The 26857-nt window shown below is 69.6% G+C and carries 25 protein-coding genes; 9 read left to right on the plus strand and 16 right to left on the minus strand.

Annotation, left to right across the window (positions count from 1 at the left end; all coding sequences use genetic code 11):
- Positions 1-31: 31 nt before the first annotated feature.
- The 4 genes from GNX95_RS02305 to GNX95_RS02320 are packed head-to-tail and all read right to left on the minus strand — an operon-like array spanning position 32 to position 3699.
- Positions 32-1222: an ABC transporter permease gene (locus GNX95_RS02305; RefSeq protein WP_163505464.1), complete on the minus strand. Its 1191-nt coding sequence runs from the start codon at positions 1220-1222 to the stop codon at positions 32-34.
- Complete coding sequence (locus tag GNX95_RS02310; protein ID WP_222853346.1) at positions 1219-1905, minus strand: ABC transporter ATP-binding protein; 687 nt, start codon at positions 1903-1905, stop codon at positions 1219-1221. Before GNX95_RS02310 ends, GNX95_RS02305 begins: the two co-directional genes overlap by 4 nt.
- A complete protein-coding gene (locus tag GNX95_RS02315; protein WP_222853347.1) occupies positions 1898-3043 on the minus strand; it encodes a peptidoglycan-binding protein in 1146 nt (381 codons plus the stop codon). Before GNX95_RS02315 ends, GNX95_RS02310 begins: the two co-directional genes overlap by 8 nt.
- Entirely contained in the window at positions 3040-3699 is a 660-nt protein-coding gene (locus tag GNX95_RS02320) for a hypothetical protein (RefSeq protein WP_163505466.1), read from the minus strand. Before GNX95_RS02320 ends, GNX95_RS02315 begins: the two co-directional genes overlap by 4 nt.
- On the opposite strand from GNX95_RS02320, the gene GNX95_RS02325 reads away from it, so the two are divergent.
- From GNX95_RS02325 to GNX95_RS02335, 3 genes are all read left to right on the plus strand, one after another.
- Entirely contained in the window at positions 3698-4363 is a 666-nt protein-coding gene (locus tag GNX95_RS02325) for a response regulator transcription factor (RefSeq protein ID WP_163505468.1), read from the plus strand. The two genes, GNX95_RS02320 and GNX95_RS02325, sit on opposite strands and share 2 nt — an antisense overlap.
- A complete protein-coding gene (locus tag GNX95_RS02330) occupies positions 4360-5454 on the plus strand; it encodes a sensor histidine kinase (protein ID WP_222853348.1) in 1095 nt (364 codons plus the stop codon). The genes GNX95_RS02325 and GNX95_RS02330 overlap by 4 nt, the downstream gene beginning before the upstream one ends.
- A 358-nt stretch (positions 5455-5812) precedes the next feature.
- On the plus strand, positions 5813-7879 hold the full coding sequence (locus tag GNX95_RS02335; protein ID WP_163505470.1) for a RecQ family ATP-dependent DNA helicase: 2067 nt from the start codon (positions 5813-5815) through the stop codon (positions 7877-7879).
- A 3-nt stretch (positions 7880-7882) separates the two neighbouring features.
- Here the strand turns inward: GNX95_RS02335 and GNX95_RS02340 are convergent, their stop codons facing one another.
- Together GNX95_RS02340 and GNX95_RS44160 are read right to left on the minus strand one after the other, a co-directional pair.
- Entirely contained in the window at positions 7883-8572 is a 690-nt protein-coding gene (locus GNX95_RS02340; protein WP_222853349.1) for a MarR family transcriptional regulator, read from the minus strand.
- 210 nt (positions 8573-8782) lie between these two features.
- Positions 8783-9460: a GbsR/MarR family transcriptional regulator gene (locus GNX95_RS44160; RefSeq protein ID WP_163505472.1), complete on the minus strand. Its 678-nt coding sequence runs from the start codon at positions 9458-9460 to the stop codon at positions 8783-8785.
- 147 nt (positions 9461-9607) lie between these two features.
- Between GNX95_RS44160 and GNX95_RS02350 the strand changes: the two genes are divergently transcribed.
- Complete coding sequence (locus tag GNX95_RS02350) at positions 9608-10429, plus strand: class I SAM-dependent methyltransferase (RefSeq protein ID WP_163505474.1); 822 nt, start codon at positions 9608-9610, stop codon at positions 10427-10429.
- On the opposite strand, the gene GNX95_RS02355 is transcribed toward GNX95_RS02350, so the two are convergent.
- A complete protein-coding gene (locus GNX95_RS02355) occupies positions 10426-11034 on the minus strand; it encodes a YigZ family protein (RefSeq protein ID WP_222853350.1) in 609 nt (202 codons plus the stop codon). The two genes, GNX95_RS02350 and GNX95_RS02355, sit on opposite strands and share 4 nt — an antisense overlap.
- A 55-nt stretch (positions 11035-11089) precedes the next feature.
- On the opposite strand from GNX95_RS02355, the gene GNX95_RS02360 reads away from it, so the two are divergent.
- Complete coding sequence (locus GNX95_RS02360) at positions 11090-11941, plus strand: SCO6745 family protein (RefSeq protein WP_163505475.1); 852 nt, start codon at positions 11090-11092, stop codon at positions 11939-11941.
- Between the two features lie 154 nt (positions 11942-12095).
- Positions 12096-12341 (plus strand): hypothetical protein, encoded by a 246-nt coding sequence (locus tag GNX95_RS02365; RefSeq protein ID WP_163505477.1) that lies wholly within the window; start codon positions 12096-12098, stop codon positions 12339-12341.
- Between the two features lie 65 nt (positions 12342-12406).
- On the opposite strand, the gene lon is transcribed toward GNX95_RS02365, so the two are convergent.
- Positions 12407-14809: an endopeptidase La gene (gene lon / locus GNX95_RS02370; RefSeq protein ID WP_163505479.1), complete on the minus strand. Its 2403-nt coding sequence runs from the start codon at positions 14807-14809 to the stop codon at positions 12407-12409.
- Positions 14810-15008: 199 nt separating this feature from the next.
- Here lon and GNX95_RS02375 point away from each other — a divergent pair, with 199 nt between their 5' ends.
- The gene (locus GNX95_RS02375; protein ID WP_163505481.1) at positions 15009-16109 is read left to right on the plus strand and encodes an MFS transporter; all 1101 of its coding nucleotides are present in this window, start codon (positions 15009-15011) and stop codon (positions 16107-16109) included.
- Between the two features lie 121 nt (positions 16110-16230).
- Here the strand turns inward: GNX95_RS02375 and GNX95_RS02380 are convergent, their stop codons facing one another.
- The 8 genes from GNX95_RS02380 to GNX95_RS02415 all read right to left on the minus strand — a co-directional run bounded on the left by GNX95_RS02380 (position 16231) and on the right by GNX95_RS02415 (position 24753).
- Positions 16231-17091 (minus strand): NAD(P)-dependent oxidoreductase, encoded by an 861-nt coding sequence (locus GNX95_RS02380; RefSeq protein WP_163505482.1) that lies wholly within the window; start codon positions 17089-17091, stop codon positions 16231-16233.
- A gap of 15 nt (positions 17092-17106) precedes the next feature.
- A complete protein-coding gene (locus GNX95_RS02385; RefSeq protein ID WP_163505484.1) occupies positions 17107-18150 on the minus strand; it encodes a substrate-binding domain-containing protein in 1044 nt (347 codons plus the stop codon).
- A 12-nt stretch (positions 18151-18162) separates the two neighbouring features.
- Positions 18163-19191, minus strand: coding sequence for an ABC transporter permease (locus GNX95_RS02390; RefSeq protein ID WP_246281489.1), 1029 nt, complete (start codon positions 19189-19191; stop codon positions 18163-18165).
- Entirely contained in the window at positions 19188-20696 is a 1509-nt protein-coding gene (locus tag GNX95_RS02395) for a sugar ABC transporter ATP-binding protein (RefSeq protein WP_163505486.1), read from the minus strand. Before GNX95_RS02395 ends, GNX95_RS02390 begins: the two co-directional genes overlap by 4 nt.
- Positions 20689-21879 carry an ROK family transcriptional regulator gene (locus GNX95_RS02400; protein ID WP_163505489.1) on the minus strand — a complete coding sequence of 397 codons (1191 nt, stop codon included), beginning with the start codon at positions 21877-21879 and terminating at the stop codon, positions 20689-20691. The genes GNX95_RS02395 and GNX95_RS02400 overlap by 8 nt, the downstream gene beginning before the upstream one ends.
- A gap of 146 nt (positions 21880-22025) precedes the next feature.
- Positions 22026-22925 carry a hypothetical protein gene (locus GNX95_RS02405; protein ID WP_163505491.1) on the minus strand — a complete coding sequence of 300 codons (900 nt, stop codon included), beginning with the start codon at positions 22923-22925 and terminating at the stop codon, positions 22026-22028.
- Positions 22926-23063: 138 nt separating this feature from the next.
- Positions 23064-23786, minus strand: coding sequence for a hypothetical protein (locus GNX95_RS02410; RefSeq protein WP_163505493.1), 723 nt, complete (start codon positions 23784-23786; stop codon positions 23064-23066).
- Positions 23787-23805: 19 nt separating this feature from the next.
- Positions 23806-24753 carry a DUF5937 family protein gene (locus GNX95_RS02415; protein ID WP_163505495.1) on the minus strand — a complete coding sequence of 316 codons (948 nt, stop codon included), beginning with the start codon at positions 24751-24753 and terminating at the stop codon, positions 23806-23808.
- Positions 24754-24824: 71 nt separating this feature from the next.
- Between GNX95_RS02415 and GNX95_RS02420 the strand changes: the two genes are divergently transcribed.
- Positions 24825-25958 carry an MFS transporter gene (locus GNX95_RS02420; RefSeq protein WP_163505497.1) on the plus strand — a complete coding sequence of 378 codons (1134 nt, stop codon included), beginning with the start codon at positions 24825-24827 and terminating at the stop codon, positions 25956-25958.
- Positions 25955-26857 carry an alpha/beta hydrolase gene (locus GNX95_RS02425; protein WP_163505499.1) on the plus strand — a complete coding sequence of 301 codons (903 nt, stop codon included), beginning with the start codon at positions 25955-25957 and terminating at the stop codon, positions 26855-26857. Before GNX95_RS02420 ends, GNX95_RS02425 begins: the two co-directional genes overlap by 4 nt.

The raw sequence follows: 26857 nt of genomic DNA on the forward strand, positions 1-26857 counted from the left end.
CCGTACGCACGCATGGTGGCCATGCGGCCAATCAGGCGGGAGCCAGCGCCTCGGTGGGGGACAGGCGGGCGGCTCGCCAGGCCGGATAGAGGCCGGCCAGGCCGCCGACCGCGAGCGTGGCGCCGACGCCGCCGGCGGTGGCCCACACGGGTACGACCGCCGGCCAGCCCTGGTATGAGGCGTAGGCGTACGTCAGGGCCACGCCGAGCAACACCCCGCCGATGCCGCCGAGCAGCGACAACAGCAGCGACTCGGCGAAGAACTGCAGCCGGATCTGGCCACGCGTGGCACCGAGCGACCGGCGCAGGCCGATTTCCGCACGGCGCTCCAACACCGAGATGACCATGGTGTTGGCGACCCCGACACCGCCGACCAGCAGTGCCACCGCGCCGAGCCCGAGCAGCAGGCCGTTGAGCGTCGTGTTGGCGGCCTGCTTGGCGGCCAGCGCGTCCGACGGCCGCGACACGTCGACCTGGTCGGGGTGCTCGGGGTTGGCGGTGGCGCCGAGTACGGCCTGCACGTCGGTCACCGCGTCCTCACGCGCGCGTGTGTAGATGGTCGTCGGATAGCCGTCGAAACCCAGCAGCGACTGCGCGACCGGCCAGCCGACCAGCGCAGCCGTGTCCAACTCGGGAGCCAGCGGCACCGACCGGAGGATGCCGATCACGGTGAACCAGTGGCCGCCGAGCCAGATCTGTACGCCGGGTGCGCCGATGCCGAGGACGCGCGCGCTGGTCGCGCCGAGCACGACGGTCGGATAGCGCGCGGTGGCAGCGTTGAGAAACGTGCCGCTGGCGATGGACGCGCCGACGGTCTTCAACAGGTCCGTACGCGACGCGTACACGCCGATGCCGCCGCTCTGGCCGGCCGGAATGTGGTCGTTGCGATAGACCTTCGCCGAGCAGCTGCCGACCGCCGTCGCGGACAGCACAGGACCGATCCGCCCGACCATGCCGACGGACGCGGTCGGCAGGTGCGCGTTGTCGCCGAAGATGGTCTGGCCAGGCGCGACGCGCAGCAGGTTGGTGCCGAGCGCGGCCAGCTGACGATCCAGGTTTTCCCTGCTGGAAGAGGAAATCCCCACCACGGCGATCATCGCGGCGATGCCGATCGCGATGCCGAGCGCGGACAGGATGGCGCGCAGTGGCCGCGTACGCAGGCCGACGCCGGCGACCCGCGCGAGGTCGGCCGGACGCAGCCGGGCCGGCACGAGCGTGGTCACGCCGGCACCACCGCCTGACTGTCCGCGACGACCTGGCCGTCGCGCATCTCCACCCGCCGCGGCAGGCTCGCCGCCAGCTCGCGGTCGTGCGTGATGATGACGACGGTCGTACCGCTCTCGTGCAGCTGCCACAACAACGCCAGCACGCTGGCACCGGAGACCGAGTCGAGGTTGCCGGTCGGCTCGTCGGCCAGCAGCAGTGGCGGCTGTCCGACCACAGCGCGCGCGATCGCGACCCTCTGCTGCTCGCCACCGGAGAGCTCGTGCCGCCGGTGGTGCATGCGGTTCGCCAGGCCGACGCGGCGCAGCGCCTCGGCGGCTCGCTGGCGGCGGTCACCGATCTGTACGCCGCTGTAGAGCAGTCCGTCTGCGACCACGTCGATCGCCGCCACTCCGGCGGCGAGGTGAAACTGTTGGAAGACAAAGCCGATCGTGCTCGCGCGCAGCGCCGACAGCTGCCGGTCGGACAGCTCGGCGACCGGATGGCTGGCCAGCTCCAGCGTCCCTGACGACGGCCGGTCCAAAGCACCCATGACGTGCAGAAGTGTCGACTTGCCGGAACCGGACGGCCCGACGACCGCGACGAACTCGCCGTACGCGATCGCCATCGACACGCCTCGCAGCGCCTGCACACCGCCGGCGTAGGTCTTCGTGACGCCGTCGAGGCGGATGACCTCAGTCACTGGGGACCACCACCTTGGTCCCGGCGGTGATGCCGGCGCCGCTGATCTCCACGCGGCCGCCGGCGAAGGTGCCGGTCTGCACCGGCACGTACGTCCGCGCGGCTCCCTTGACGACCTCGACGCCGTAGCCGCCGTCGGCCAGCGCGACCAGTGCGTTCACCGGCACGTTCAGCACGTCCTTGACCTCGCTGGTCACCAGCGTGACCGAGACCGGTGCCTGGTCGAGGCTCTTGCTGGGATCGGCCTTGGCGAGGTCGATGACGACGCTGACCGTCGATGTCTGCTCGCGCGGGTTGTCGCCTGACGTAGTGGCCACCTTGCCGACGCTGCGGATCGTACCGGCGACTTGGCCGCCGTCCGGCATGGTCACCGTGACACGCTGTCCGGCCTTCACCATCGCCTGTTTCGCCACGTCGAGCGCGACGGTCACGACGACGGTGGTGCCGGTGTAGGTGTAGACCGGACCGTTGGCCATGCCGCCGAGGCTGGCCTTGACCTCGGCGACCCGGATGGCCGCCGGCGCCAGCGCGACCTGGTTCGGTGCGACCGTACCGGTCTCGGTGAGCCCCAGGTCGTCCTGCCAGTCCTTGACCGCCGCCGCGGTCGCCGCGGTGAACTTGTCGTCCACGGTGAAGCCGGAATAGCCGAGGGCGGACAGGTTGCGCTCCAGTTGCCGTACGTCCGAGCCGGTCATGCCGGTGCCGAGCGTCCGATAGAACGGCAGCGTGCCGTAGAGCAGCGGCACCGGTCGGTCGTCGACCTTGTACGCGGCGTGGCCGCGGGTGACCGTACTGCCGGCGCTCGGCAGCCAGGTGATGACGCCGTTGGCGGCGGCGGAGGCCAGCGGCGCGGCCGACCCGTAGCCGAGCTTGCCGTCGACCTGCTCGGTCGCGGTCAGCGTCGACCTGGTGACCGTCGCGGTCGACGGTGGCGCAGCGTTTCCGGTCGGCGTGGCCGACGGTCGTCCCCCGATGCCGATCGAAGCGGCGACGACCGTCGCGCCGGTCACCACGACCGCGCCGGTGATGGCCGCGGCGCGTACGCGGCGACGGCGGCGGTGGCGCGCCATGCCGTCCGGCTCATCGGTCGCCGGATCGGGCCAAGGACCCGCGGTGACCTGCGGTTCCAGCCGGCTCACGAGTCGCGGCCGATCGAGCGCTGCCTGCTGACGCCGCCCTTGCCGGCCAGCGACTGGCAGGCCTTCTGCGCCTGCTGGAACGTCGGCGAGTCCGGGTCGAGCCCACTGCCTTTGCCGGCCTCGATCTTGATGCCGCCGTTCTTGTCCGGGTCGGGGAAGGCGCTGACGCCGTGGTCGCGCATGCACTTGGCGTACTTCAGGCCGTCCTGGTAAGCCTGCGCCTGCTCCGCGGCGGACGGCGGCGGCATGTACTTCTGGCAGGTCTTCTGCGCGTTCTTGAAGGTAGTCGAGTTGGGATCGACCCCCATGTCGGAGCTGATGCTGATGCCGCCGTCCTTGTCCGGGTCGGGGAACTTCGGGATGCCGTTGGCGCGCATGCACTTGGCGAAGGCGACCGGGTCGCGCTTGGCGGTGGTCGAGCTGCTCGCGCTCGCGCTCGCCGCCGGGTTGCCGCGCGCGACGCCGGGCTCCGCCGGCTTGGCGCACGCGGTGGCCACGAGCAGCAACGCCAGCAGTGTCAACAGTTTGGTCTTCATGCCGACAGTCGTACGCGGCAACCGGTTGCACGGCGGTGACACCGAGCGGCGGCGGGTGTAACCGGCGTGCAACCGAAATCCGGCGAAGATGGTGACAGCGAACAGCCGGGAGGACGACATGCGGGTGCTGGTGGTCGAGGACGACGCGGAGCTGGCCGAGGTGGTCGGTGCCGGCCTGCGGCGGCACGCGATGGCGGTGGACATCGCCATCGACGGACCTTCCGGCCTGGAGCGTGCGCTGGTCAACGCGTACGACGTCGTCGTCCTTGACCGCGACCTGCCGGGCCTGCACGGTGACGACGTCTGCGAGCGGCTGGTGGCCGCGAAGCGGCCGTGCCGGGTCCTGATGCTGACCGCCGCGTCGACCATCGACGACCGGGTCGAGGGGCTGACCCTCGGCGCCGACGACTATCTGCCGAAGCCGTTCGCGTTCAAGGAGCTGGTGGCGCGGATCCAGGCCCTGGTGCGCCGTTCGCAGCCGGCCTTGCCGCCAGTGCTGAGCACTGGCAGCCTGTCGCTGGACCCGGCGCGGCGGCGGGTCGTACGCAGTGGCCGGACGCTCGACCTGGGGCCGAAGGAGTTCGCCGTACTGGAGCTGTTGATGGCCGCGCGCGGCCGGGTCGTGTCGGCTGAGGAGTTGCTGGAGCGCGTGTGGGACGAGGCCGCGGATCCGTTCACGACGGCCGTGAAGGTGACGGTCAGCCGGCTGCGCCGCAAGCTCGGTGAGCCGCCGGTGATCGAGACCGTCTCGCAGGCCGGCTATCGGATCGAGGAGTCCGCGTGAAGGTGCCGCGGTGGACGGCGCGGTTGCGGCTGGCGCTGATGTATTGCGGGATGTCGGTCGCCTCCGGCGCCGTTCTGCTGCTCATCACCTACCTGCTGGTCGTCTATCTTCCGCCCAACGCCGTCTTTCTCAAGCAGGAGAACACCACCGACGGGCCGGTGCTCTCCGGAGGCGTCGCGGGGCCGCCGGTGAACGTCGGGGCGCTGCTCGGCGTGTCGGCCATTGCCCTGGTCATCGTCGCCTTCCTGGCGCTGGCGCTGGGCTGGGAGGTCGCCGGTGGGGTGCTGCGGCCGCTGCGGACGATCACCACGCGTACGCGCCGGATCTCGGCCACCAACCTGCAGGAACGGCTCGCCCTGGACGGACCGGCCGACGAGCTGCACGAGCTGGCCGACACGATCGACGCGCTGCTTGGCCGGCTGGAGGCGGCCTTCGACGCGCAGCGGCAGTTCGTCGCCAATGCCTCGCACGAGCTGCGTACGCCGTTGACCCGCCAGCGGGCGTTGATCGAGGTGGCGTTGGACGATCCGGAGGCCACGATCTCGTCCATGCGTGCCGCCTGCCGGCGCGTACTCGCCGCCGGTGACCAGCAGGAACGCCTCATCGAGGGGCTGCTGACGCTGGCCAGCAGCCAGCGCGGACCGGGCCGCCGCGAGCGCCTTGACCTGGCCGTACTGGCGAGCGACACCGTCGACCGCGCCGGTGCCGAGGACCTCAAGGTCGAGGTCGAGCTGGCGCCGGCGCCGGCGTACGGCGATCCGCGGCTGGTCGAGCGGCTGGTCACCAACCTCGTCGACAACGCCGTGCGGCACAACGTGCTCGGCGGCTGGATCAGGATCACGACTCGCCGCGAAGGCGACCGTTCCGTACTCACCGTCGCCAACGGCGGCCCGGTCCTGCCGCGGGCCGAGATCGCGCGACTTTTCCAACCGTTCCAACGCTTCGACGCCGAACGCACTGGCGTACGCGACGGCCACGGCCTCGGCCTGTCCATCGTCGCCGCCATCGCCGACGCCCACAACGCCGAACTCCGCGCCGACCCCGGCACAGACGGCGGCCTGACCGTCTGGGTCGCCTTCCCGGCGCGCTAACCAACTACCCGCTACAGGCCGAAACTGTCGTACCCACCTGCCAATCTGGCCCCCACCCAAAACGGGTGGGGGGCGGGTTCGCGTGGAATGTTGGCAACTATTTGAAGTTGATCTTGGTCGCCGACGCGGTGTCCGAATGCCACCTTGTTGACCGCCGGGATCGATTCAGCTGGTCAAGAAGGTGACAATCGGACTCCGATTCGCGTGTCCGATTGTCACCGGCGCCGGCATCACCGCAGGTCAGGCCACATCAGACGACGCAATCGGAATCCGATTGCGTCGTCGGGTGGCTGGACGGGGGAAGACTGTCGGACCCCGCCTCCAGACTGGTCGGCGACGGCGTTGAGAGGATGGGGTTGTGACGAGCGACGATCTGCTGACGGCCGCGCAGGCGGAGCTGCGGAAGCTGGCCGGCCCGGAGGCCGTGCTGCGCGACGACCAGGCGGCGGCCATCGAGGCGCTCGTCGCTGGCAGGCGCCGGTGCGTGGTGGTGCAGCGTACGGGCTGGGGAAAGTCGGCGGTCTACTGGATCTCCACGGCGCTGCGCCGCGGCGAAGGGTACGGCCCGACGCTCGTCGTCTCGCCGTTGCTGGCGCTCATGCGCGACCAGGTCAACGCCGCGCAGCGCGCCGGCATCCACGCGGTCACGCTCAACTCGGCCAATTTCGACGAGTGGTCGACGATCGAGGCGGAGATCGCCGCCGACCGCGCCGACGTGCTGCTGATCTCGCCGGAGCGGCTCAACTCGGCCGGCTTCCGGTCGCGGGTGCTGCCGCGGCTGGCGCCGCGGCTCGGCATGCTGGTGGTGGACGAGGCGCACTGCATCTCCGACTGGGGTCACGACTTCCGGCCGGACTACCGGCGGATCCGCCAGGTGCTGGCCGGCCTGCCGGCCGAGACGCCGGTGCTGGCCACCACGGCGACCGCCAACTCGCGCGTCATCGACGACATCGCGAGCCAGTTGGGGGAGGAGACGCTGACGCTGCGCGGCACCCTCGACCGCGCGAGCCTGACCCTGTCTGTCGTCGACACGCCAAACGTCCCCACCGCATACGCCTGGATCGCCGACGCGCTGCACAAGATGCCCGGCTCCGGCATCGTCTACACGCTGACGGTCGCCGAGACCGAGCGGCTGGCGGCGTTCCTCGGCCAGCAGGGCCATCGCGCCGAGGCATATTCCGGCCGTACGGACCCCGAGGTCCGCGGCGCGCTGGAAAAGGCGTTGCTGGCCAACGATCTCAAGGCCCTGGTCGCCACCTCCAGCCTCGGCATGGGCCTGGACAAGCCGGATCTGGCGTTCGTCGTGCACCTCGGCGCGCCGAGCTCGCCGATCGCGTACTACCAGCAGGTCGGCCGCGCCGGACGCGCACTCGACCAGGCGACCGCCGTGCTGCTGCCGACCACCGCCGACGCCAACATCTGGGCCTACTTCGACTCCACCGCCTTCCCGGCCGAGCGTACGGTCCGCCGCGTACTGGACATCCTGTCCACCTCGGACGGTCCGGTCACCGTGACCGAGCTGGAAAACCGCGGCGAGCTGGCCCGCGGACGGCTGGAGTCGCTGCTGAAGGTGCTCGATGTCGACGGCGCCGTGGAGCGTGCCGAAGGTGGCTGGATCGCGACCGGCCAGGAGTGGGTCTACGACCGCGAGCGTTACGAGGCGATCGCCGCCGCGCGCAAGGCCGAGCAGGCCGTCATGCGCGACTACATGAGCGGCGCCACCTGCCTCATGCGCGCGTTGCGCGAGTCGTTGGACGATCCTGAGGTCACCGACTGCGGCCGCTGCTCGGTGTGTACGGGCCGGCAGCCGGCACCACCGGCACGTGAGGAGACCGTCGACGCCGCGGTCGACTTCCTCCGCTCGCAGATCATCACGATCGAACCGCGCAAGCGCTGGCCGTCCGGCGCGTCCCGCCGCGGCAGCATCCCGGCCGACCTGCGGCCGGAGGTTGGCCGCGCGCTGGCGCTCGGGGAGGACCCGGCCTGGGGCGACGCGATCACCGCCGCGCTCGACGCCGACCAGCCGGTGTCGCAGGAGGTGCTGGACGGCGTCGTACGCGTGCTGAGCCGCTGGGGCTGGCCGGAGGGCCGGCCCACCTGGGTCACCTGGATCCCGTCCCGGCGGCGGCCGCGCCTGCTGCCGGATCTCGCCGAGCGGGTGGCGCAGCTCGGCCGGATGCAGCTGGTCGAGGCGCTGCAGCCGCACGCGGGCAGCGCGCCGTGGCAGTCGGACGCGCCGAGCCAGGGAGCCGCCGGGGTGGCCGCCCTCCGCCGTTGGTCGGCGATGACGCCGGTCCAGTCAGGTCCGGTGTTGTTGCTCGACGACGAGTGCCGCTCGCGCTGGACCATCACCGTCTGCGCCGCCCTGCTGCGGGAGGCCGGCGCCGGCCCGGTCTACCCGCTGGTCCTGCACAAGCTCATCTGACCGTCACACGCCGCGCAGGAGGCCGCGGCCCAGCGGCGTGGTCGCGTGCAGGACGGAGTTGCCGTTGCGGATGCTGGTCACCAGGCCGGCTTCGCGCAGCACCTTGGTGTGCTCGCTCGTCGACGCCGGTGACATGCCGGTCGAGCGCGCCAGCTCCGTGGTGGTCGTGCCGCCGCCGGCGCCGATGGCCCGCAGGACGGTGGCGCGGGTGGTGCCGATCAGGTTGCCCAGCGCGGCTTCCGGGGCCTCGGCGTCAGGCGGGTCGTAGGCGGCCGGATAGACGAGCACCGGCGGCAGGTCCGGGTCGGCGAGCGTCACCGGCTTGTCCCAGCAGAAATAGGATGGCACCAGCACCAGGCCGCGACCGCGCAGGTGCAGATCCTGTTCCGAGGGGAAGCTCGCCTCCAGGACCGGCGAGTGCCACTGCATCGTCGGCCGCAGGCTGGACAACAGTGCGTCCACGCCGCCGTCCAACAACGCGCACGCCCGCAGGCCGCGGTCGCCGTCGAGCCGCGCCTGGATGTGGCTGGTGAAGGGGCGCACCAGCGCCTCGTACGACACCGTCAACGCCTCGCCAAGCTGCCGCAGCGTGTCCCGGTCGCCGTCGGCCAGCGACCGGGCGGCCGGCGACAGCCGGTGCGAGGACGCCAGGACGGCGAACTCCTGTCGGATCCGCTCAGCACGACCTCCCACAGCGGGTCGGGCTTGCTGACCAGCCGGACGTGGGTGAGGTCGGCGGCGGAGAAATGGATTCTCAACATCGCTGTTGTCCATGGCGGACCGCTGTCGCATTGTCAAGCGTCGTCTCTCGCACTGTCGCCCCGTTCTCGCATTTTCGATCGCTACGGCCGAGCGTAGCCAAGCCGGGCAAGCCGGCAGATTGACCACAAAACGAGAAATCGGTTACCTGTGCCGGTCGGTGAACACGCTGCGCCAGTGATCGGCCGCGGTGGCGAGATCACGGCCCACGTTGTCGAAATACTCGCCCATCTCACCCAGCCGGACGCCCGCCGCGGACCCGGCGTACACCTGGGCGCCCTGCCGGGCCGAGGCCGCCCAGGCCTGGCAGACGCGGACCTGTTGCGACAACGCGCGATACCACACGTCGTCGTCCATGACATACCGCTCGCGCCGGCCGTCGCGTTCGCGGCGGATCAGCCCGATCGCCTCCAGATAACCGACCGCCTTGGACACCGCCGCCGGACTGACCTGGAGCCGGTGGACCAGGTCGGCCGCGGACAGGCTGCCGTCCGGGCTGGTCAACAGGCACACGAGAACGCGGGCCGGCATGCGGGCGAGACCGGTCGCGACCATGGTCGCCGTGAAGCTGTCGAGAAACGTGCGTACGGCCTCGCCCTCGGTGTGCGGCGCCGGCCCAGACACGCGTCGCGCGCGTTGGCGAGTCGCGTGCTCGGCATGATCGGCGCGGTAGCCGTCGCGGCCGCCATTGCGGCTGACCTCGCGACTGACCGTGGAGGTCGGCCGGCCGAGCTGGCGTGCGATGTCGGCATAGCCGAGGCCGGCCGCGAGATGCGTGGCGATCTGCTGGCGGTCGTGGTGGGTGAGTCGGTTTCCCGGCATGCCCGACAGTTTGCGTACGCGACGACCTCATTGCAATTGCAATTCCGCACAGTCATTGCAAACGTGACGCAGGTTCGTATGACAAACCCCTCCATATCAGGTCAGTAACTGTTGACCAAAGTGGAAACGCAACGTAGCTTTCTGGACATGGCAATCACGCTTCCGGCCTTCACGCCGGTGGAAAACAGCCTCTTCCTCACCCTGTACGGCCGAGCGCTCGACAGCCGCCAGCCGCACTCGATCCTGCACGACACCGCCGCCGCCGAGGTCGTACGGAAGATCGGTCGGGACATGGACGACTTCCCGATGGCGCCGAGCAAGACCTTCGACATCGCCTTGCGGGCCAAGAAACTCGACGACATCACGCGCGACTTCATCGCTCGCCATCCGGACGCGGTGGCGCTGGATCTGGGCGCCGGACTGGACAACAGGTTCGCGCGGGTCACCCCACCGTCCACTGTGGACGCGTACGAGGTCGACTTCGCCGATGTCGTGGCGGTGCGCCGGCAGGTGGTCAGCCAGCCGGCGAACGTCCATCAGATCGCCGCTGACCTGACCGACCCGCACTGGCTGGACGCGGTTCCGGCTGGCCGGCCGGCGGTGATCGTCGCGGACGGATTGACCGCGTTTCTCTCGCAGGACGACCTGGTCGCGTTGCTGCGCCGGCTCACCGGTCATTTTCCGTGCGGCGAGCTGGCTTTCAACCCGTACACGACGTTCCATGTGTGGGCCATCAAGCACTATCGCGGCACCGACTCGATCGCGGACGTGGTGAAAAACCCCGGCATGGACGACCCGCACGAACCGGAAAGCTGGGCGCCCAAACTGAAACTGGTGGAGGAGTATTTCACCACGCGCGATCCGGAGGTGGCCAACCAGCCGGTGTTCATCCGATTCGTCAGCCACCTGGCGGCACGCAGCACCGCCTGGTCGCGGCGCGGCACGTCGATCGCGCGCTATACGTTTTAGATGGCGCGAAAAGACATCTCGCCGACAGACATCGTCGCGGCCGGTGCGTGTTCGGCCAGCCAGGCGGTGAACACGTGAATATCTTCGGGCGCAACGAAAACCTCGATGCGTACGTCCGCGCCGTAGTCCACACCGTCCACTGTGTACGGTGAGGAGCGCAGATCGTTTTCCAGACGTCCAGCCCAAACGTGGTCGGTCGTGACCGTGACGGTGTGCATCGCGCGGCGTCGTACGACGGTGGCCGCGTCGACCGCGGCGGACACGGCGCCGCCGTACGCGCGGATCAATCCGCCGGTGCCCAGCAGCACGCCACCGAAATACCGGGTGACCACCGCGACCACGTCGGTCAGCTGCCGGCCGCGCAACACCTCCAACATGGGCGCGCCGGCCGTGCCGGCCGGCTCGCCGTCGTCGCTGGATCGCTGGACCGGACCGGCAATGAATGCCGAACAGTGGTGCCGGGCGGCGTGGTGTTCGCGGCGCCGCGCGGCGATCACCGCGCGCGCCGCCGGTTCATCGCCAACCGGCACCAAAAGGCACAGAAACCGGGACTTGCGGACCTCGGTCTCCACGTCGACCGCGGCGGAAACCGTCAGAATGTCCACAGAGTGACCCTAACGAAGGGTGCCGGCCACAGTGGCGTGGCATACGGTGGCCGGCATGGAGACCCGTATCGCGCGTGTCGCGGCCAGTGTGCTCGAGCCGGTCCACATCGTCTGCTATTTCCAGCCGGAGGTGGAGCGTTACCTGGCCGCGATTGGCCTGCGGCCGGGCCGGATGGTCTACTACGCCGCCCGCGCGGCGCCGATGGGGGCGGTTGGCGCAGGCGTCGTCGCCGCCACGTTCTACAACTTCAACCCGGAGAAGATCGCCCGCAACATCCCGCGCGCCTGGACGCTGGCGACGCCCTCGGACGTGATCGCCGCACGGCTGGCCGCTGTCGACGCGGCGATGGTCCGACTGCTCGGCGAGGACGGCTGCCAGAGCCAGGAAATCCTCGAGCTGAGCGAGTTGGCGCGGACGGCCGCGGAGGCCTGCGTGCCGGAGGGGCGACCGCTGTTCGCCGCGTACGCCGACCTGGAATGGCCGGAGAAACCGCACCTCGTGCTCTGGCACGCGTCCTCGCTGCTGCGCGAGTTTCGTGGTGACGGCCACATTTCCGCGTTGGTGCAGGCCGGTTTGCCAGGCCTGGCGGCGTTGCAGCTGCACGTGTCCACCGGACGCGGCTTCAACCGCGAGTTCGCGAAGGTCAGCCGCGGTTGGTCGGACGACCAGTGGAGGGCGTCGGCCGCCGCGCTCGCCAGCCGCGGCCTGATCGACGGCGAGGAGAAAATCACCGACGCCGGCCGGAAACTGCGCTCGGAGATGGAGGCGGCCACCGACCGCGCCGCGATCGTGCCGTGGAAGGTGCTCGGCGAGCGCGACACCGCGCGGTTGATCGAGGTCGGTACGGTGGTCCGCGACCGGCTGGACGCGGCCGGCGCCAACCCGACTGGCGTGTTCGCGAAGTAACTCCTTGTCATTTAAGGAGGTTTTCAGGGCCATCCGTAGTTTTGCCACGGATGGCACGGAACGGGGATGCACGGCTGGCCGCCGGCGGCGAGGCTGTGCGTGAGGTCGGTGCCAGCGACAGGTGGTCGCCGACCGCCGCTTGGAGGTTTCACCGATGATTTACGAGGTCGTCGAGGTGCTCTCGCAACGGCCGCAGGAGCCTGCGCCGATATTCGACGCCGTCGTCGAGACGCTCGGCTGGGATCCGCTGCCGCGCCGCGCCGCCGAGGACGACGCGACCGAGAAGCCGGCCAAGCCGGACCTGGTGAAGCGTACGCTGCCGGACACCAGCCAGCCGCGCCCGCGGATCCGCAAGCCACGGCCGCGCCAGGGCACCGAGTCGCTGGTCGTACGCACATAGAGATGCCACAGGGATTCCCCGCGTGCGCCAGGCGCACGCGGGGAGTCCCTGCGGCCGTTCGTTTCCTATGCGACCAGGACCGCTGCCGACGTGAGCGCGGTGTCGAGCACCTCGCGTACGTCGCTGACCGGCAGCACGGTCAGGTCTTTGAGCACGTCCTCCGGCACGTCGTCCAGGTCGGGCTCGTTGCGTTGCGGGATCAGCACCGTCGTGATGCCGGCGCGGTGAGCGGCGAGCAGTTTCTGTTTGACGCCACCGATCGGCAGCACCCGGCCGGTCAGCGACACCTCGCCGGTCATCGCCACGTCCGACCGTACCGACCGGCCGGACAGCAGCGACGCCAGCGCGGTCGTCATCGTGACACCGGCGGACGGACCGTCCTTCGGCACCGCACCGGCCGGCACGTGCAGATGTACGCCGCGGTGTGCCAGGTCGCCGACCGGCAGCTCCAGCTCGGCACCGTGCGAGCGCAGGTAGGACAACGCGATCTGCGCCGACTCCTTCATCACGTCACCCAGCTGGCCGGTCAGCGTGACGCCTTCCGAGCCGGTCTCCGGATCGGCCAGCGAGGCCTCCACGAAGAGCACGTCACCGCCGGTGCCGGTCACCGCCAGCCCGGTCGCGACGCCTGGCAGGGACGTACGCTCCGCTGACTCCGGCAGGTGTCGCGGCCGGCCGACGTAGTCGCGCAGGTCCCCGGCGTCCACCGAGAGCGGCGTCCTGACCTCGTCGACGGCCAGCTTGGTCGTCACCTTCCGCAGTACGCGAGCGATCGCGCGCTCCAGGTTTCGTACGCCGGCCTCACGGGTGTATTCGGCGGCCAACTTGCCCAGCGCGTCGTCGGTGATCGCCACGTCGTCGGCGGTCAGGCCGGCGCGGTCGAGCTGGCGCGGCAGCAGGTGGTCGCGAGCGATCACGACCTTCTCCGCCTCGGTGTAGCCGTCCAGCGTGACCAGCTCCATCCGGTCCAGCAGCGGAGCCGGGATCGACTCCAGCACGTTGGCGGTCGCCAGGAACATCACGTCCGACAGGTCGAGCTCGACCTCCAGGTAGTGGTCGCGGAACGTGTGGTTTTGCGCCGGGTCGAGCACCTCCAGCAGCGCCGCGGTCGGGTCGCCGCGGTAGTCCGCGCCGAGCTTGTCGACCTCGTCGAGCAGCACGACCGGGTTCATCGAGCCGGCCTCCTTGATGGCCCGTACGATCCGGCCGGGCAACGCGCCGACGTACGTCCGCCGGTGGCCGCGGACCTCCGCCTCGTCGCGTACGCCGCCGAGCGCCACCCGGACGAACGTGCGTCCCATCGCGCGTGCGACTGACTCGCCGAGCGAGGTCTTGCCGACCCCGGGCGGACCGACCAGTGCCAGCACGGCACCGGACCGGCGGCCGCCGACGACTCCGAGCCCCTTCTCGGCGCGGCGCGCACGCACGGCCAGGTGCTCGATGATCCGGTCTTTCACGTCGTCCAGGCCGGCGTGGTCGGCGTCGAGTACGGCGCGCGCCGCCTTGATGTCGTAGCTGTCCTCGGTCCGCTCGTTCCACGGCATGTCCAGCACGGTGTCGAGCCAGGTGCGGATCCAGCCGCCTTCGGGGGACTGGTCGGACGTACGCTCCAGCTTGTCGACCTCGGCGAGCGCGGCCTCCTTGACCTTCTCCGGCAGGTCGGCCTCCTCGACCTTGGCGCGGTAGTCCTGCTCCTCGGTCGCCGGCTTGCCGGACAGCTCGCCGAGCTCCTTGCGGATCGCGGCCAGCTGCTGGCGCAGCAGAAACTCGCGCTGCTGCTTCTCCATGCCCTCCTGGACGTCCTTGCGGATGGTCTCGTTGACCTCCAGCTCGGCCAGGTGGTCACGGGCCCACGCCAGTGCGGTGACCAGCCGCTCTGCCACGTCGACCTCCTCGAGCAGCTGCTTTTTCTGCTCGTTGGACAGGTAGGAGGCATAGCCGGAGAGGTCGGCCAGCGCGGACGGGTCGTCCAGCCGCTGCACCGAGTCGACCATCTGCCAGGCCTGGCGCTGCTGCAGGATCGAGGCGATGACCGCCTTGTAGTCGCGGATCGCCTCCTTGGTCAGCTTGTCCGCGCCGGTCTCCTCGACGATGTCCGCCTGGACCCACAGCGCCGCGCCGGGGCCGGTCGTGCCGGCGCCAATGCGGGCGCGGCTGGTCGTACGGATCACCGCGGCCCTGCCGCCACCTGGCAGCCGGCCGATCTGCTCGATCGTGCCAAGCGCGCCGATCGCGCCGTACTCTCCGTCCAGCCGCGGCACGAGCAGCACCTGCGCGTCACCGCCGTTGGACCGGATGCCTGGCCTATGGAAGTCATTCTGCCGGACGCCGTTCTCCCGTGCCCCGGCCTGCGCCGCCTCGATGGCGGTGCGCGTGTCGGCGTCGGCCAGGTCGAGAGGCACCACCATCTGCGGCAACACGACCTCGTCGTCCAGCGGCAACACCGGCACGATCACTGTCTGGCTCATCTGTGTCAGCCCTTCATCTATGCACTCGCGACGCACCATAAATCTGAGTCGTACTGACGCAACTCTGCTGACGGTGGATCTGTTCCTCCAGCCTGTTCGCTCTGAGCGATCGGGTTAGAGTGGTGACCAGAACCGGGTGACGGACGCGCTAGGTGGCTGGGCAGGCGCGTCTCCTCGACGTGCTCGTGGAGACGCCCTCATGTCCTATCTCGCCTTGCTGCGCGCGGTCAGTCCGTGGTTTTTCGTGCTGGGGTTCCTGGCGCGGCTGCCGTACGCGATGAGTCCGCTCGCGACGCTGGTGCTGTTCACCGCCGCCACCGGCAGCATCGCCTTCGCCGGTCTGGCGAGCGCCGTACAGAGCGTGGCGATCGCCCTCGCCGGACCGCTCGTCGGTTTCCTCGCCGACCGATGGCGGCTGACCGGCGCCGTGCTCCCGGTCGCGAATGCGTTTGCGCTGGTCGGGATGCTTGCCGTCACCGATGGCTGGCTGATGGTGGTGACCGCTGGCCTGGCCGGTCTGACACAGCCGCAGGTCGGCCCGCTGGTGCGCGTCTGGTGGGGGCGATCGCGGCGGTCGTTGTTGCCGACGGCTCTGTCGTACGAGGCGGCCGCTGACGACACGGTCTTCGTCGTCGGTCCGGCGGTGGTCGGCCTGCTGGCCTTCCTCGGACCGGCTGTGCCGGTGTTGGCCAGCGTGGTGCTGTTGGTTGGTGCGGCGCTGCCGTTTGGCTGGATCTATGGCATGGAGCCAGCTTCGCGAGTGCGGGTTGGCTCGCTGCCGGTGGTGGCGATGGCGCGGCTGTTCGCCGGCATGGTGATGATCGGTGGCGTCTTCGGCGCGATCCAGGTCGGCGTCACGGCCGCCGACCCGCTCGCCGCCGGCCTGCTCTATGCCGAGCTCGGTGCCGGCAGTGCGCTCGCCGGCCTGGCCTGCGCCTGGCTGCCCGCTCGCTTTGGCCTGGTGTGGCGGCACCGCGTGTTCGCGGTCGCGCTGGCGGCCGGCTGTGTGGCGCTGGTGGTCGTACGTCCGCTGCCGCTGGCGATCGCGCTGGCGAGCGTGACGGTCGCGCCGTACATGATCACGCTCTACGCGCTGACGGACCGCCTCGCGCCGACATCCTTCGCCATGACGATCCTCTGCGCCGCCGGTCCGCTCGGCACGGCTGCCACTCGCGCACTCTCCGGACCGCTGGCCGACGCGTACGGCCCGGTGGCCGCCTTCGCGGCGGCCCCGGCCGCCGCCGCGCTCGCCGTCCTCCTCGCGACTCTGCCGCAACGTCTCGTGCCCAGTACCGCCTGACCTCCGCCCCGCCGCCGGAGGTTCCAATCGGAATCCGATTGGAACCTGGGGACCGCTCTGACCTGCGGCGACGCCTCCGCCGCCTGTTAGCCCAGTTTCCGACCACGAGGGGCGAAGGTGGCTATGCGACGGCCTGGAACGCGCGGAGGACGGCAGCCATGTCGTCGTGTGGGTCGCCGGCGTCCATCGCCTTGCGCATGAGGGTCGCGACGGCCGTGGCGAGCGTGGAGTCGGCGCCACACTCGTCGAGGGCGGCGGCGACCAGCGACGCGTCCTTGGCCGCGCCGTCCACGGCGAAGGACGGCGAGAAGTCGCCGGCGATCATCGCCTTGCCCTTGGCCTGCGCATAGCCGCTGTCCAGCGGACCGCCCGCGATCGCGTCCAGGAACCGTTGCGGATCGATCCCGGCGGCCTTGCAGAAAGCCACCGACTGCGCGGTCGCGGTGGTCAGCGAGACGACCCAGGCGTTCATCACCAGCTTGAACCGGCTCGCCGCGCCGACCTCGGTGCCCAGTCGCACGGTTTTCGCCCCGACAGCGTCGAAAACCGGCTCGGCCTTCGCGATGGTCTCGTCCGCGCCGGCGGCCAACACGGTCAGCTGGCCGCTCTCCGCCGGCTGCCGGGTGCCCATCACCGGCGCGTCCACGAAGCCGACGCCGCGCTTGGCCGCCATGTCGGCGAGCCGCGCGATGGCGTCGGTGCCGACGGTGGTGGTCTGCAACCAGATCGCGTCATCGCGCATCTCCGGGAGCGCGCGCTCCATCACCTCGGCCACCGAGTCGCCGTCGAAGAGCATCGTGACGACCAGGTCGGCGTCGCGTACGGCCTCCTCGGCGGTGTCGGCGACGGTGACGCCGCCGATCGCCTCGGCCTTGTCGCGGCTGCGGTTCCAGACCGTCGTCACCAGGCCGGCTTTGGCCAGGTTGGCGGCCATGCCGGCCCCCATGATGCCGGTCCCCAACAATGTCGCTCGCAAAGGCATGATGCCGACACTACGTCAGGACTTGAAACCGAGCGCCAGATACTGGTCGACGTTCTCCTTGGTGATGGTGGCCGAGGCGAGCGTGATCCGCGCCGGCACCTCGTTTTCCACCAGGTCGCTCATGCCCTTCTTCTGGCCGATCAGCCGCGCCAGCGAGATCGCCGACGACGCCATGCTGGGGCTGTAGGTGACGGTCGCCTTCAACGGTGTGTTGTCTGCCTTGATCACCTGCATCGCGTCGGTCGAGCCGGCGCCGCCGACCATCAGGAACTCGTTGCGGTTGGCCTGTTTGATGGCAGCGAGTACGCCGACACCCTGGTCGTCGTCGTGGTTCCACAACGCGTCGATTTTCGGTGCGGCCTGAAGCAGGTTCGACGTGACCTGCTGGCCGCTGGACGAGGTGAACTGCGCCGCGACCCGGTTGGTCACCTTGAGACCATAGCGGGACAACGCGTCTTTGAAGCCCTGGCTGCGTTCCTGCGTGAGCGGCAGGCTGTCGATGCCGGCGACCTCGGCGATCACGGCGTCCTTCTTGCCTTTCAGCTTCTCGCCGATGTACGTGCCGGCCGACACGCCCATGCCGTAGTTGTCGCCGCCGATCCACGTGCGATATGCCAGCGGTGTGTCGAAAATCCGGTCCAGGTTGACCACCGGGATGCCGGCGTCCATCGCCTTGCGGCCGATCGCGGTGAGTTGCTTGCCGTCATTGGGAAGTACGACGAGCACGCTGACTTTCTTGTTGATCAGCGTCTCGATCGCGGCGATCTGCTTGGCCACGTCGTTGGTCGGCTCGACCGGTGAGAACGTCACGTCGGAGTAGAGTTTCGCCTGTGCCGCGGCGTTTTTCGTGATCGCGGCGATCCAGCCGTGGTCGGCCTGCGGACACGAGAATCCGATCGTGATGTGCGCGCCGGGCTTGCCGTTGTCCCCGGCCGCGACCTTGGTGCCGGAGGTCTGCTGGCCGCCGGCCACCTCGTTGGACGTGCACGCGGCCAGTGCGCTGGCGCCGATCACGGCACCGCCGAGCAGGATGCCGCGGCGGCCAAGCTGTGCTGCCATTTCGTGCTCCTTCTACGTCGTCGCCGCGGACTTGCCGCGGCGCTGCAGCAACACGGCGGCGATGATGATCGCGCCTTTGGTGATGTTCTGGATGGGGGTCGGCAGGTTGTTCAGGATGAAAAGATTGGTGATGACGGTGAAAACCATGACGCCGAGGAAGGTGCCGACCAGCGTGCCGCGGCCGCCGGTGAGCAGCGTGCCGCCGATGATGACCGCGGCGATCGCGTCCAGCTCGTAGAACTCGCCGTTGGTGCTGGCGCCGGAGTTGGCCTGCGCGGTCAGCATCACCGCCGCGATTCCGCAGCACAGACCGGAAAGTCCATAGAGCAGCAGCGTGTGCAGCCGTACGTCGATGCCGGCCAGCCGGGCCGCCTCGGCGTTGCCGCCGACCGCGACGGTACGCCGGCCGAAGGTCGTCAGGTTCAACAAAACCCAGCCGGCCGCGAAGACCGCCAGCATGATCAGCACCAGCACCGGAATGCCGAGCACCGAGCTGGCCGCCAGGTCGTTGATCGCGTCGACCTTCACGACTTGCGTTTGCTGGTTGGAAATATACTGCGCCAGGCCACGCGCACCGACCAGCATCGCGAGCGTCACGATGAAGGCGACCAGCCGGCCGTACGCGATCAGAAAGCCGTTGATCAGACCGGCGACCGTGCCCACCGTCAGGGCGCAGAACCAGACACCGCCGGCGCCGAAGGACTGCGTCGCGACCGTCGTGCTCCACACCGAGGCGAGCGCGATCAGCGAGCCGACCGACAGGTCGATGCCGCCACCCATGATCACGAACGTCATGCCGACCGTCACCACGCCGATCACCGACGCGTTTTTCAGTACGGTCAACAGATTCGACGTGGTGGCGAAGGTGTCGACGGTCAGCACGCCGACCAGCGAGAGGATCGCCAACGCCACCACCAGGCCGAGGTTGCGCGTCCAGCCGGCCTCGCCGAGCATCGCGACCGCGTGGCTCGGCCGGGCTGCGGCGACCGACTGGGCCTCCACCCGCCGCCGCTCGTCGGCTGGTGGCGCCTGGTCCGTCACGTGCGACTCCTTTCGCCGTCGATGAACATTTCCAACACTGCCGGCTCGTCCAGCTCGGTCGCCGGAGCCTCGCGTAGGACGACGCCGTCGCGCATCACCAGCACGCGGTCGGCGAGTCCGAGCACTTCCGGAAGCTCGCTGGACACCAACAAAACTCCGACTCCGGTGCTCGCCAGCCGGCGTACGAGCGCGTAAAGCTCAGCGCGCGCACCGATGTCGACGCCACGGGTCGGTTCGTCCAGCAGCAACAGCCGGCTGCCGCCGAGCAACCACCGGCCGACCAGCGCCTTCTGCTGGTTGCCACCGGAAAACGTGCGCATCTCGCGGCGCGGATCCGGCGGTCGTACGTCCAGCTGCTCGATCAGCGACCTGGTGGCCGCGCGCTCGGCGTTTCGCGCGATGAAGCCAAAACGGGAGAAGCGGCCGAGGCTGGCCAGCGAGATGTTGCGAGAGACCGGCTCACCGAGCAGCAGGCCCTGGCTCTTGCGTTCCTCCGGTGCCAGGCCGAGGCCGGCGCGTACGGCCGCGAAGACGCTGCCTTTACGCAGCGGGCGGCCGTCGACGAGCACCCGGCCGGCGGTCGGTTTTCGCGCACCGTAGATGGTTTCCAGCAGCTCCGACCGGCCGGCGCCGACCAGACCGGCGACGCCGACGATCTCGCCGGCGCGCACGGAGAAGGAGACATCGGCAAATTTTCCAGCCAGCGAGAGGTTTTCGACGCGCAGCAGCTCGCCGGATGGCTCACTGTCCGGCCGCGGTGGAAACGCGTACTCGATCGACCGGCCGGTCATCGACTGGACGAGCGTCGAGGTCGGCGTTCGCCCGGCCGGCAACGCGGACGCGACCGTACGGCCGTCCTTCAGGATCGTCACCCGGTCGCCGATCTCCCGGATTTCGGCCAGCCGGTGGGAAATGTAGATCACCGCGACGCCGTCGGCGGTGAGCTCGCGGACGATCCGGAACAGGTTGTCGACCTCGTCGTACGCGAGCACCGCGGACGGTTCGTCCATGATGATCAGCCGGGCCCGGTGGGAAAGCGCGCGAGCGATGCTGACCAGCTGCTTGCCGGCCGCGGTCAGCCGGCCGACCTCGCGGCCCGGCGAGATCTCCGGATGACCGAGCCTTGTCAACAACTCGGCCGCCTTCGCGTGCATCGCCGACCGGCGGCTGAAGCCGAGCGCGCTGACCTCGTGGCCGAGAAAGATGTTCTCCGCCACCGAAAGATCGTCGACCAGGTCGAGTTCCTGATAGATGGTGGCCAATCCGGCGCGCAGCGCGGCGATCGGATGTGCGAAGGCGACTTTGCGGCCCTGCCATTCGACGGTGCCGTCGTCGGGCTGATGCGCACCGGCCAGCACCTTGATCAGCGTCGACTTCCCGGCGCCGTTCTGGCCGAGCAGGCAATGCACCTCGCCGGCCGCGATCTCCAGATCGACGCCGTCCAGTGCGCGTACGCCTGGAAACGTCTTGACGATGCCGGTCAGGCGCAGCAGGGGCTCAGGCATGGCCGTATGCCAACTCGCTGGCCAGCAGAGCGGCACCGACGACACCGGCGCGTGGTCCGAGCTCGGACAGCACGACGGGCAGGTTTCCGGTCGCCAGCGGCAAAGAACGGCGATAGACGACGCTGCGCACCTCGGCGAGCAGCAGGTGGCCGAGGCCGGCCAGGCCGCCGCCGATCACGATCATCGACGGGTTCATGAAGCTGACCTGGCTGGCCAGTACGGACCCGAGCAGCCGGCCGCCGGCGCGGATCAGGCCGATGCAGGTCGGGTCGCCTTCCTCGGCGCCTTCTCCTACCTCGACCGCGGTGATGTGCGCGCCATTCGCCAAACGTTCGGCCAGTGCCGGAGAAGTGCCGTTGCGAGCAGCCGCGAGCGCGTCCCTGGCCAGTGCCGCGCCGCCGAAAAGTGCCTCGAAGCAGCCGGTGTTTCCGCACGAACACACAGGTCCCTGGCCGTCGACCTGGATGTGGCCGATGTCGCCGGCACATCCGTCGCTGCCGCGATAGACCTCGCCGTGCACGACGATGCCACAGCCGACGCCGGTGCCGACCTTGACGAACAGCATGTTGTCGACCGACCGGCCGACACCGCCGTGCCGCTCGCCGATCGCCATGATGTTGACGTCGTTGTCGATCACCACCGGACAGCCGTGCCGGCCGGCCAGCCGGTCGCGTACCGGATAGCGATCCCAGCCCGGCATGATCGGCGGCGAAACCGGCGTGCCGTCACGGAAACTCACCGGGCCCGGCACGCCGATGCCGAGGCCGGCCAGCTGACCGCAGTGGCCGTCGGCGGCGAGTTTTCCGAGTATTTCGCTGATCCTGGTGAGTACGGCGACCGGGCCCCGCCGCACGTCGATCGGTTCCTCGGCCGCGCACAACGGATTCAGCACGCCGTCGGTGACCTCGACGGTCACCGAGGTGGCGCCGAGGTCGACCGCGGCAAACCGTAGGTCAGGGTCGAGCTCCACCAAAGTGGACCTCCGACCGCCGCGCGAGGCGGCCGGACCGCCGTCGCGTACCAGCCGTAGCTCGGACAGCCGACTCACCTCGGCGACCAGCCGAGCGCGCGGCACCCGCAGCCGGTCGGCCAACTCCGCGCGCGAGGTCGGTCCTTCGTCGCGCAGCAGCCGCAGTAGCCGCGACTGCACGGGATTGTCCGGACCAGGCGAAAACTCTGTCATCCGCGCGCTGCCCTTCCGCCATGTCCGCGGCCTGAGAGGTGTGACCCAGGCCACGGACACTAGCGGCTATCGCACGCGCCGTCCATAACTTTCTTTACTTCGATCCCAACTTTCAGTTGCCGCGAGCAAAAGTCCGGATTGTACGGTCAGAACAGGTGCAGGACGGTCTTCACGATGTCCACGTAGAAGTTGCCGTCGATGGCCCTGAACAGCTCGAACTTCTCGTCCGGACTGCCGAAGAAGGGCCGCAGCGTCCAGCCGAGCTGGGTGCCGACGAAGCCGAACAGCAGGATCCACACGTAAAGCAGTGCGGTGCTTGACTGCTTTTCCTGCCGTATGGCCGGATACGCCGGATTGCGACCGCCGTCCGGCGGCCGGTGCGGCTCGACGCGGCCGTTGTCCGGCCAGATCTCACCGACCGGTTTGCGCCAGGCGACCTCGTCCGCGCCGGCGCCGACCATGACCGGCTCCGGTGCCTCGACCGCGAGCGGCTCGGTGGCGGGGGAGACCGGCGCCGCCGCCGGTTGCCACGGCGCCGCGAGGACCGGATTGGCCAGCCTGTTGAGGCCGCGCATGCCGGAGATCAGGAACCGCAGCCCGACCAGCGCGGTGAGCACCAGGATGCTCACGTTGAGCAGCTTGAAAAACTCGTAGTTTGGCGCTGTCACGAGGAAAAACAGGCTAATCGGCGCGAACGTCAGGGACAGCACCGACGTCACGTTGACGGTGAGCATCACCAGCGACAGGGCCTGCAGGATCGACAGCCGCGCACCGAAAACCAGGTTGAACAGATAGAGCGTTGGCAGGCAGATGCCAATGGTGACCAGGAAAAGCAGCGGCAGCTTGACCGCCGAGGAAACGGCCTGTGCGGCGCCGTTGGAAGCGCCCAACACGGCGCCATAGCAGGCCAGCGCGATCACCGAGCTGGTCAACATCTGGACGATGAGCGTCTTCAGGTCGCGCTGCTCGTGGATCTGTCGCCAGACCCCGTCCCGGTCCCGAAGAATCCGCTCTATCACGAGCAGATCTCGCAGAGTCCTCCGCATGGTGGCTCCTTTGCCGCCGTAGACCAGCTGTTGGCTGGTGCCTTGGACGCATTCACCGAGATGCCCCGTCGCATCCCGGCCGAGTTGGGGAACACCGTAGCCCAGGTTGACCCGTTTTTGGCAGAGCGTTCTTCGCTTTTAGCCGTTACGGCGCAGAAAATGCGAAAGCTCGTCAACCGCCGCGAGCGCCGCCGGCCGGTCGTCTGGACGGTCGGTCAACGTACGCGCGAGCAGGTCTTTCGTCTGTTGCTCATCGATGTCATCGGCCAGTCGTCGGACGGCCGAACGCAGTTCGGAAAGCCGGTTCGCTTGACCGGTTAAGGACGCGGTCATCGCGCCAGCGCGATGCGCGCGTCGCGCTTCCACCGCAATAGACCACTCCGCGCCGTCCAACGCCGCCGCATCGAGTACGGAATTTAGCCAACCATCCCGATATGGCCCGCTTTCGCGGATGTCGTCGATGGCCTGAAAAGCCTGCCGCAGAATCGCGCCTATTTCCGGAACGTCGGCCGCGATGGTGGCGAGTTCGCGCTCGGCGACGACCTGCTCGCTCCATTGCGCGTACGCCCGGCGGGTCGCCCGTTGCCCTGCCGCCGTGCGTACGCACGCTATGAGCGCTAAAACCGCGACGAGCAGCGATCCACCGCCGGCAACCGCCTGGAAAACAACAGGATCGGCGTCGCGAGGATGTCCGCCACTGACGATGACGGCGATGCCGGCCAGGCCAAACACGACGCCGACCAACGCGGCCAACACCACCGGCAGCGGGCTCGGATCCGGCTCGCCGGACAGGTCGCGACGGGCGTTTTCCGGCACCGCCGGCGCGAAAACGGGTCGCAGCCACCCCGATGTGTCTGCCATCGCCCGACTCTACCGGGATTCACAGCTTGCCGGTGAGCAGCGCGTCGCCGAGCGTCGTACGGAAGTAGAGGACGCGATGGCGGTTGCGGCTGCAGGCCAACAGACCGGCGGCATGCAGCGCGGTCAGATTCGCCGACACCGTCGCCGGTGCGAGCTGCAGTTGGCCGGCGAGATCGGTCGTCGCCGCCGGCCGGTCCAGCATCGTGAGCAGCCGCGCACGAGTCCGGCCGACCACGCCGGCCAGCGCCTCGGACGCGGCCAACGGGGGAGCCCACAACGAGGCGATGCCACGAGCCGGATAGAGCAGCGTGGTCTGCCACGGTGGCACGGTCACCACCCCGACGCTCGGCCAGGCGAAGGCGGCCGGTACGAGCAGCAGTCCACGCGCGTCGATCTCCAGCCGCGCGCGTGACCGTACGTCCACCAGGACCGACGTCCCCGCCAGTCGTACGTTCGGATGCAGGCTGTCGAGGACGCGCGCCGCGCCGCTCTCGCCGAGCAGGCGGGTCCGGTGCGCGATGTCGGCGGCGAGCAGGCCGCGCAGAGCCGGCCAGTCGCGCGCGAGCAGCGCGTGCCAGACGGCTTCGAGCTGGTCGGCCAGCAGGTCGCGCGCGACGGCCGGGTCGTGCGGCAGGCCGCCGAGATCGGCGTCGACCATCGCCAGCTCCAGCGCGACCTGCTCAGACGGCGTCGCGCGTACGGCGCTCAGCTGGGCCTCCACGGTCGTCTCCGGACTTTCTGGAGGCGGACTCAGGAACTCAGTGGTGTAGTGCCGTGCACTCAGCACCGCGGTCAGCTCCGGAACGTCGAGCTCGCCGAGCGAGGGAGCGCCGGACAGCCACGGCAGGTGCACCGGATGACCGCGCAGGCCGAGCAGCGTCTGGACGGCGCCGACCGCCTCCTCCAGTGGCGAGATGGCGAACCGGATCCGCTGGCTGCCGGCCGCGGTCAGGGCCAGTTCGATCACCGCACGCTCCTGACATTCGGATATGTTCGAATCAGTATGCCGTACGGCGTCGTCGCAGCAACCTGCTCCACATGTCGTTGATCCGGAATCGCGCGTATTGGCGCTGGTCGGCGGGTGTCCAGCTGGCCAGGCTGCCGGCGAGCATGGCGCCGCTCGCGTTCACTCTTCTCACCACCGCCACTACGGGGTCATATCGACTCGGCGGCGTGCTGATGGCGGTGTACGTCGTCGCCGAGACGGCCGGAGCGGTGCCGGTGGCACGGGTGCTGGACCGGGCCGGTGTGTCGCGCGGTCTAGCCATGTTGTTGTCGCTGAGCGCCGGCGGGTTCGTCGTGCTGGCCACCACCGCGGCCGTGCACGCGCCGAGCGGCGTGCTGCTGGTGCTCGTCGTGCTGCCCGGTGCCGCGTCCGGCGCGTTGGCAGGCGGGTTTCGCGTGCTTCTGGCGGACACGGTGGATGACGCGCTGCTGCCGCGGGCCGTGTCGGTCGACGCGATGATCCTGGAGAGCGTCCTGGTCGGCGGGCCGGTGCTGGTGACGCTGCTCGCCGCGGCCGGACCGCTCGTGCCGCTGGCCGCGATGGCCGCCGTGTCCGCGCTGGCCGCCGTCCTGGTCCCGCGCCGTACGACCACGCGCGTACAAGTGGAGGTCTCGGCACCGTGCCACACCTCGTACGCGGCCTGGCTGTGCTGCGTGTTCACCGTCGGTCTGCTGCTCTCCACGATCGAGGTCGCGCCGTTGCCGCTGGTCGAGCGCCTTGGCGCCGGGGAGGCGGCCGCGCCGGTGGTGATCGTCGTCCTCAGCGCGGCCGGAATCGGCGGCAGCGCGCTTTACGCCTGGCGCGGCAAAACCGGTGACGCTCGTACGTTCCTCCTGGGGCTGATCGCCGGCGGGCTCCTGCTGGCCGCCGACCTCGGCTGGCCGGGCCTGCTGGTCGCGGTGGCGGTGATCGGCGGATGTACGGGGCCGTTGGTGGCCATGGTCTCGGTCAACCTGCAGCGACTGCTGCCGAGGAGCCGGCGCGCCGCCGGGTTTTCCTTGTCGTTCACCGTACAGGCGTGTGGATTCGGACTCGGTTCGTTGGCGGTCGGCGTGCTGCCCTTGTGGCTCGCTCCGTTGTTCGGTGTGTGCTCCGCACTGATCGCCGCGGTGAGCCTGAGTGGACGGCCGGTTCGCGTCGCGACGGAAGGTGTTGAGCACGGATGAGCGGGCCGATGGAGATGATCGCCTTGCGCAGGGGCCACCGGCTGGCCGTCCGGCGGGCTGGGCACGGGGGCGTACCGCTGCTGCTGGTGCATGGTTTTCCGTGCACCAGCCTGATCTGGTCGCACAACATCGGACCGTTGGCCGCCGCCGGTTTCGACGTCGCCGCACCTGACCTGCGCGGCTATGGCGGCTCGGACTTCGCTCCGGACGGCTTCTATGACCTGGCCGCGTTCAGCACCGACCTGGCCGAGTTGCTCGACGCGCTCGGCTGGAGCCGCGCGGTCGTGGTCGCCCACGATCTCGGCGCGGCCATCACCATGGACTTCGCCAACCGGTTCGCCGAGCGCGTGGACCGCGTCGTGCTGCTGGACGGCACCACACCTGACCTCGCCGATGCGTACGCGGCTGCCGGCATTCCGGCGTCGCCGCCGGTCTCGCCGGTCTTCGACTACCAGGTCAACCAGGGCCTGCATGCGGACGAGTTGCTCGACCAGCTCAACACGCCGCAACGCCGGCGCCGTTATGTCGGCGAGTTCTTCGGCCACCGGCTCTGGTCGCCGGCCGGCGCGTTCAGCGACGCCGACCGGGATCTGCTCACCGCCGCGTACGCGGACGCCGACCGGCTGCGAGTGGCGTTCGCCGACTACGAGGTGGTCATGGGCCAGCGCGCCGTGTCCGCGCCGGCGATCGAGGACCAGCCCGTACGGCAGCCGACGATGATGCTGGTCGGCGCCGACGCGGTGACTCTCGGCAGCCACATCGAGCAGCGATGCGCGATCGCCTATCCGGACCTGGTCGGTCCGTTCTGGGTGAGCGGCGCCGGCCATTTCCTGAGCTGGGAGAAGCCGACGCTGGTCAACCGCGCGGTCCGGTTTTTCTGCGCCGACCTGCTCGGCTGA

The sequence above is a fragment of the Fodinicola acaciae genome (genome assembly GCF_010993745.1).
Classification (GTDB): Bacteria; Actinomycetota; Actinomycetes; order Mycobacteriales; family HKI-0501; genus Fodinicola; species Fodinicola acaciae.

What these genes read in the sequence shown, in the direction of transcription:
- GNX95_RS02325 (WP_163505468.1), top strand. Translation starts at nt 3,698, where the DNA reads ATGCGGGTGCTGGTGGTCGAGGACGACGCGGAGCTGGCCGAGGTGGTC.
- GNX95_RS02320 (WP_163505466.1), bottom strand. Translation starts at nt 3,699, where the DNA reads ATGTCGTCCTCCCGGCTGTTCGCTGTCACCATCTTCGCCGGATTTCGG.
- GNX95_RS44160 (WP_163505472.1), bottom strand. Translation starts at nt 9,460, where the DNA reads ATGCCGGGAAACCGACTCACCCACCACGACCGCCAGCAGATCGCCACG.
- GNX95_RS02350 (WP_163505474.1), top strand. Translation starts at nt 9,608, where the DNA reads ATGGCAATCACGCTTCCGGCCTTCACGCCGGTGGAAAACAGCCTCTTC.
- GNX95_RS02360 (WP_163505475.1), top strand. Translation starts at nt 11,090, where the DNA reads ATGGAGACCCGTATCGCGCGTGTCGCGGCCAGTGTGCTCGAGCCGGTC.
- GNX95_RS02365 (WP_163505477.1), top strand. Translation starts at nt 12,096, where the DNA reads ATGATTTACGAGGTCGTCGAGGTGCTCTCGCAACGGCCGCAGGAGCCT.
- lon (WP_163505479.1), bottom strand. Translation starts at nt 14,809, where the DNA reads ATGAGCCAGACAGTGATCGTGCCGGTGTTGCCGCTGGACGACGAGGTC.
- GNX95_RS02375 (WP_163505481.1), top strand. Translation starts at nt 15,009, where the DNA reads ATGTCCTATCTCGCCTTGCTGCGCGCGGTCAGTCCGTGGTTTTTCGTG.
- GNX95_RS02380 (WP_163505482.1), bottom strand. Translation starts at nt 17,091, where the DNA reads ATGCCTTTGCGAGCGACATTGTTGGGGACCGGCATCATGGGGGCCGGC.
- GNX95_RS02385 (WP_163505484.1), bottom strand. Translation starts at nt 18,150, where the DNA reads ATGGCAGCACAGCTTGGCCGCCGCGGCATCCTGCTCGGCGGTGCCGTG.
- GNX95_RS02395 (WP_163505486.1), bottom strand. Translation starts at nt 20,696, where the DNA reads ATGCCTGAGCCCCTGCTGCGCCTGACCGGCATCGTCAAGACGTTTCCA.
- GNX95_RS02400 (WP_163505489.1), bottom strand. Translation starts at nt 21,879, where the DNA reads ATGACAGAGTTTTCGCCTGGTCCGGACAATCCCGTGCAGTCGCGGCTA.
- GNX95_RS02405 (WP_163505491.1), bottom strand. Translation starts at nt 22,925, where the DNA reads ATGCGGAGGACTCTGCGAGATCTGCTCGTGATAGAGCGGATTCTTCGG.
- GNX95_RS02410 (WP_163505493.1), bottom strand. Translation starts at nt 23,786, where the DNA reads ATGGCAGACACATCGGGGTGGCTGCGACCCGTTTTCGCGCCGGCGGTG.
- GNX95_RS02420 (WP_163505497.1), top strand. Translation starts at nt 24,825, where the DNA reads ATGTCGTTGATCCGGAATCGCGCGTATTGGCGCTGGTCGGCGGGTGTC.
- GNX95_RS02425 (WP_163505499.1), top strand. Translation starts at nt 25,955, where the DNA reads ATGAGCGGGCCGATGGAGATGATCGCCTTGCGCAGGGGCCACCGGCTG.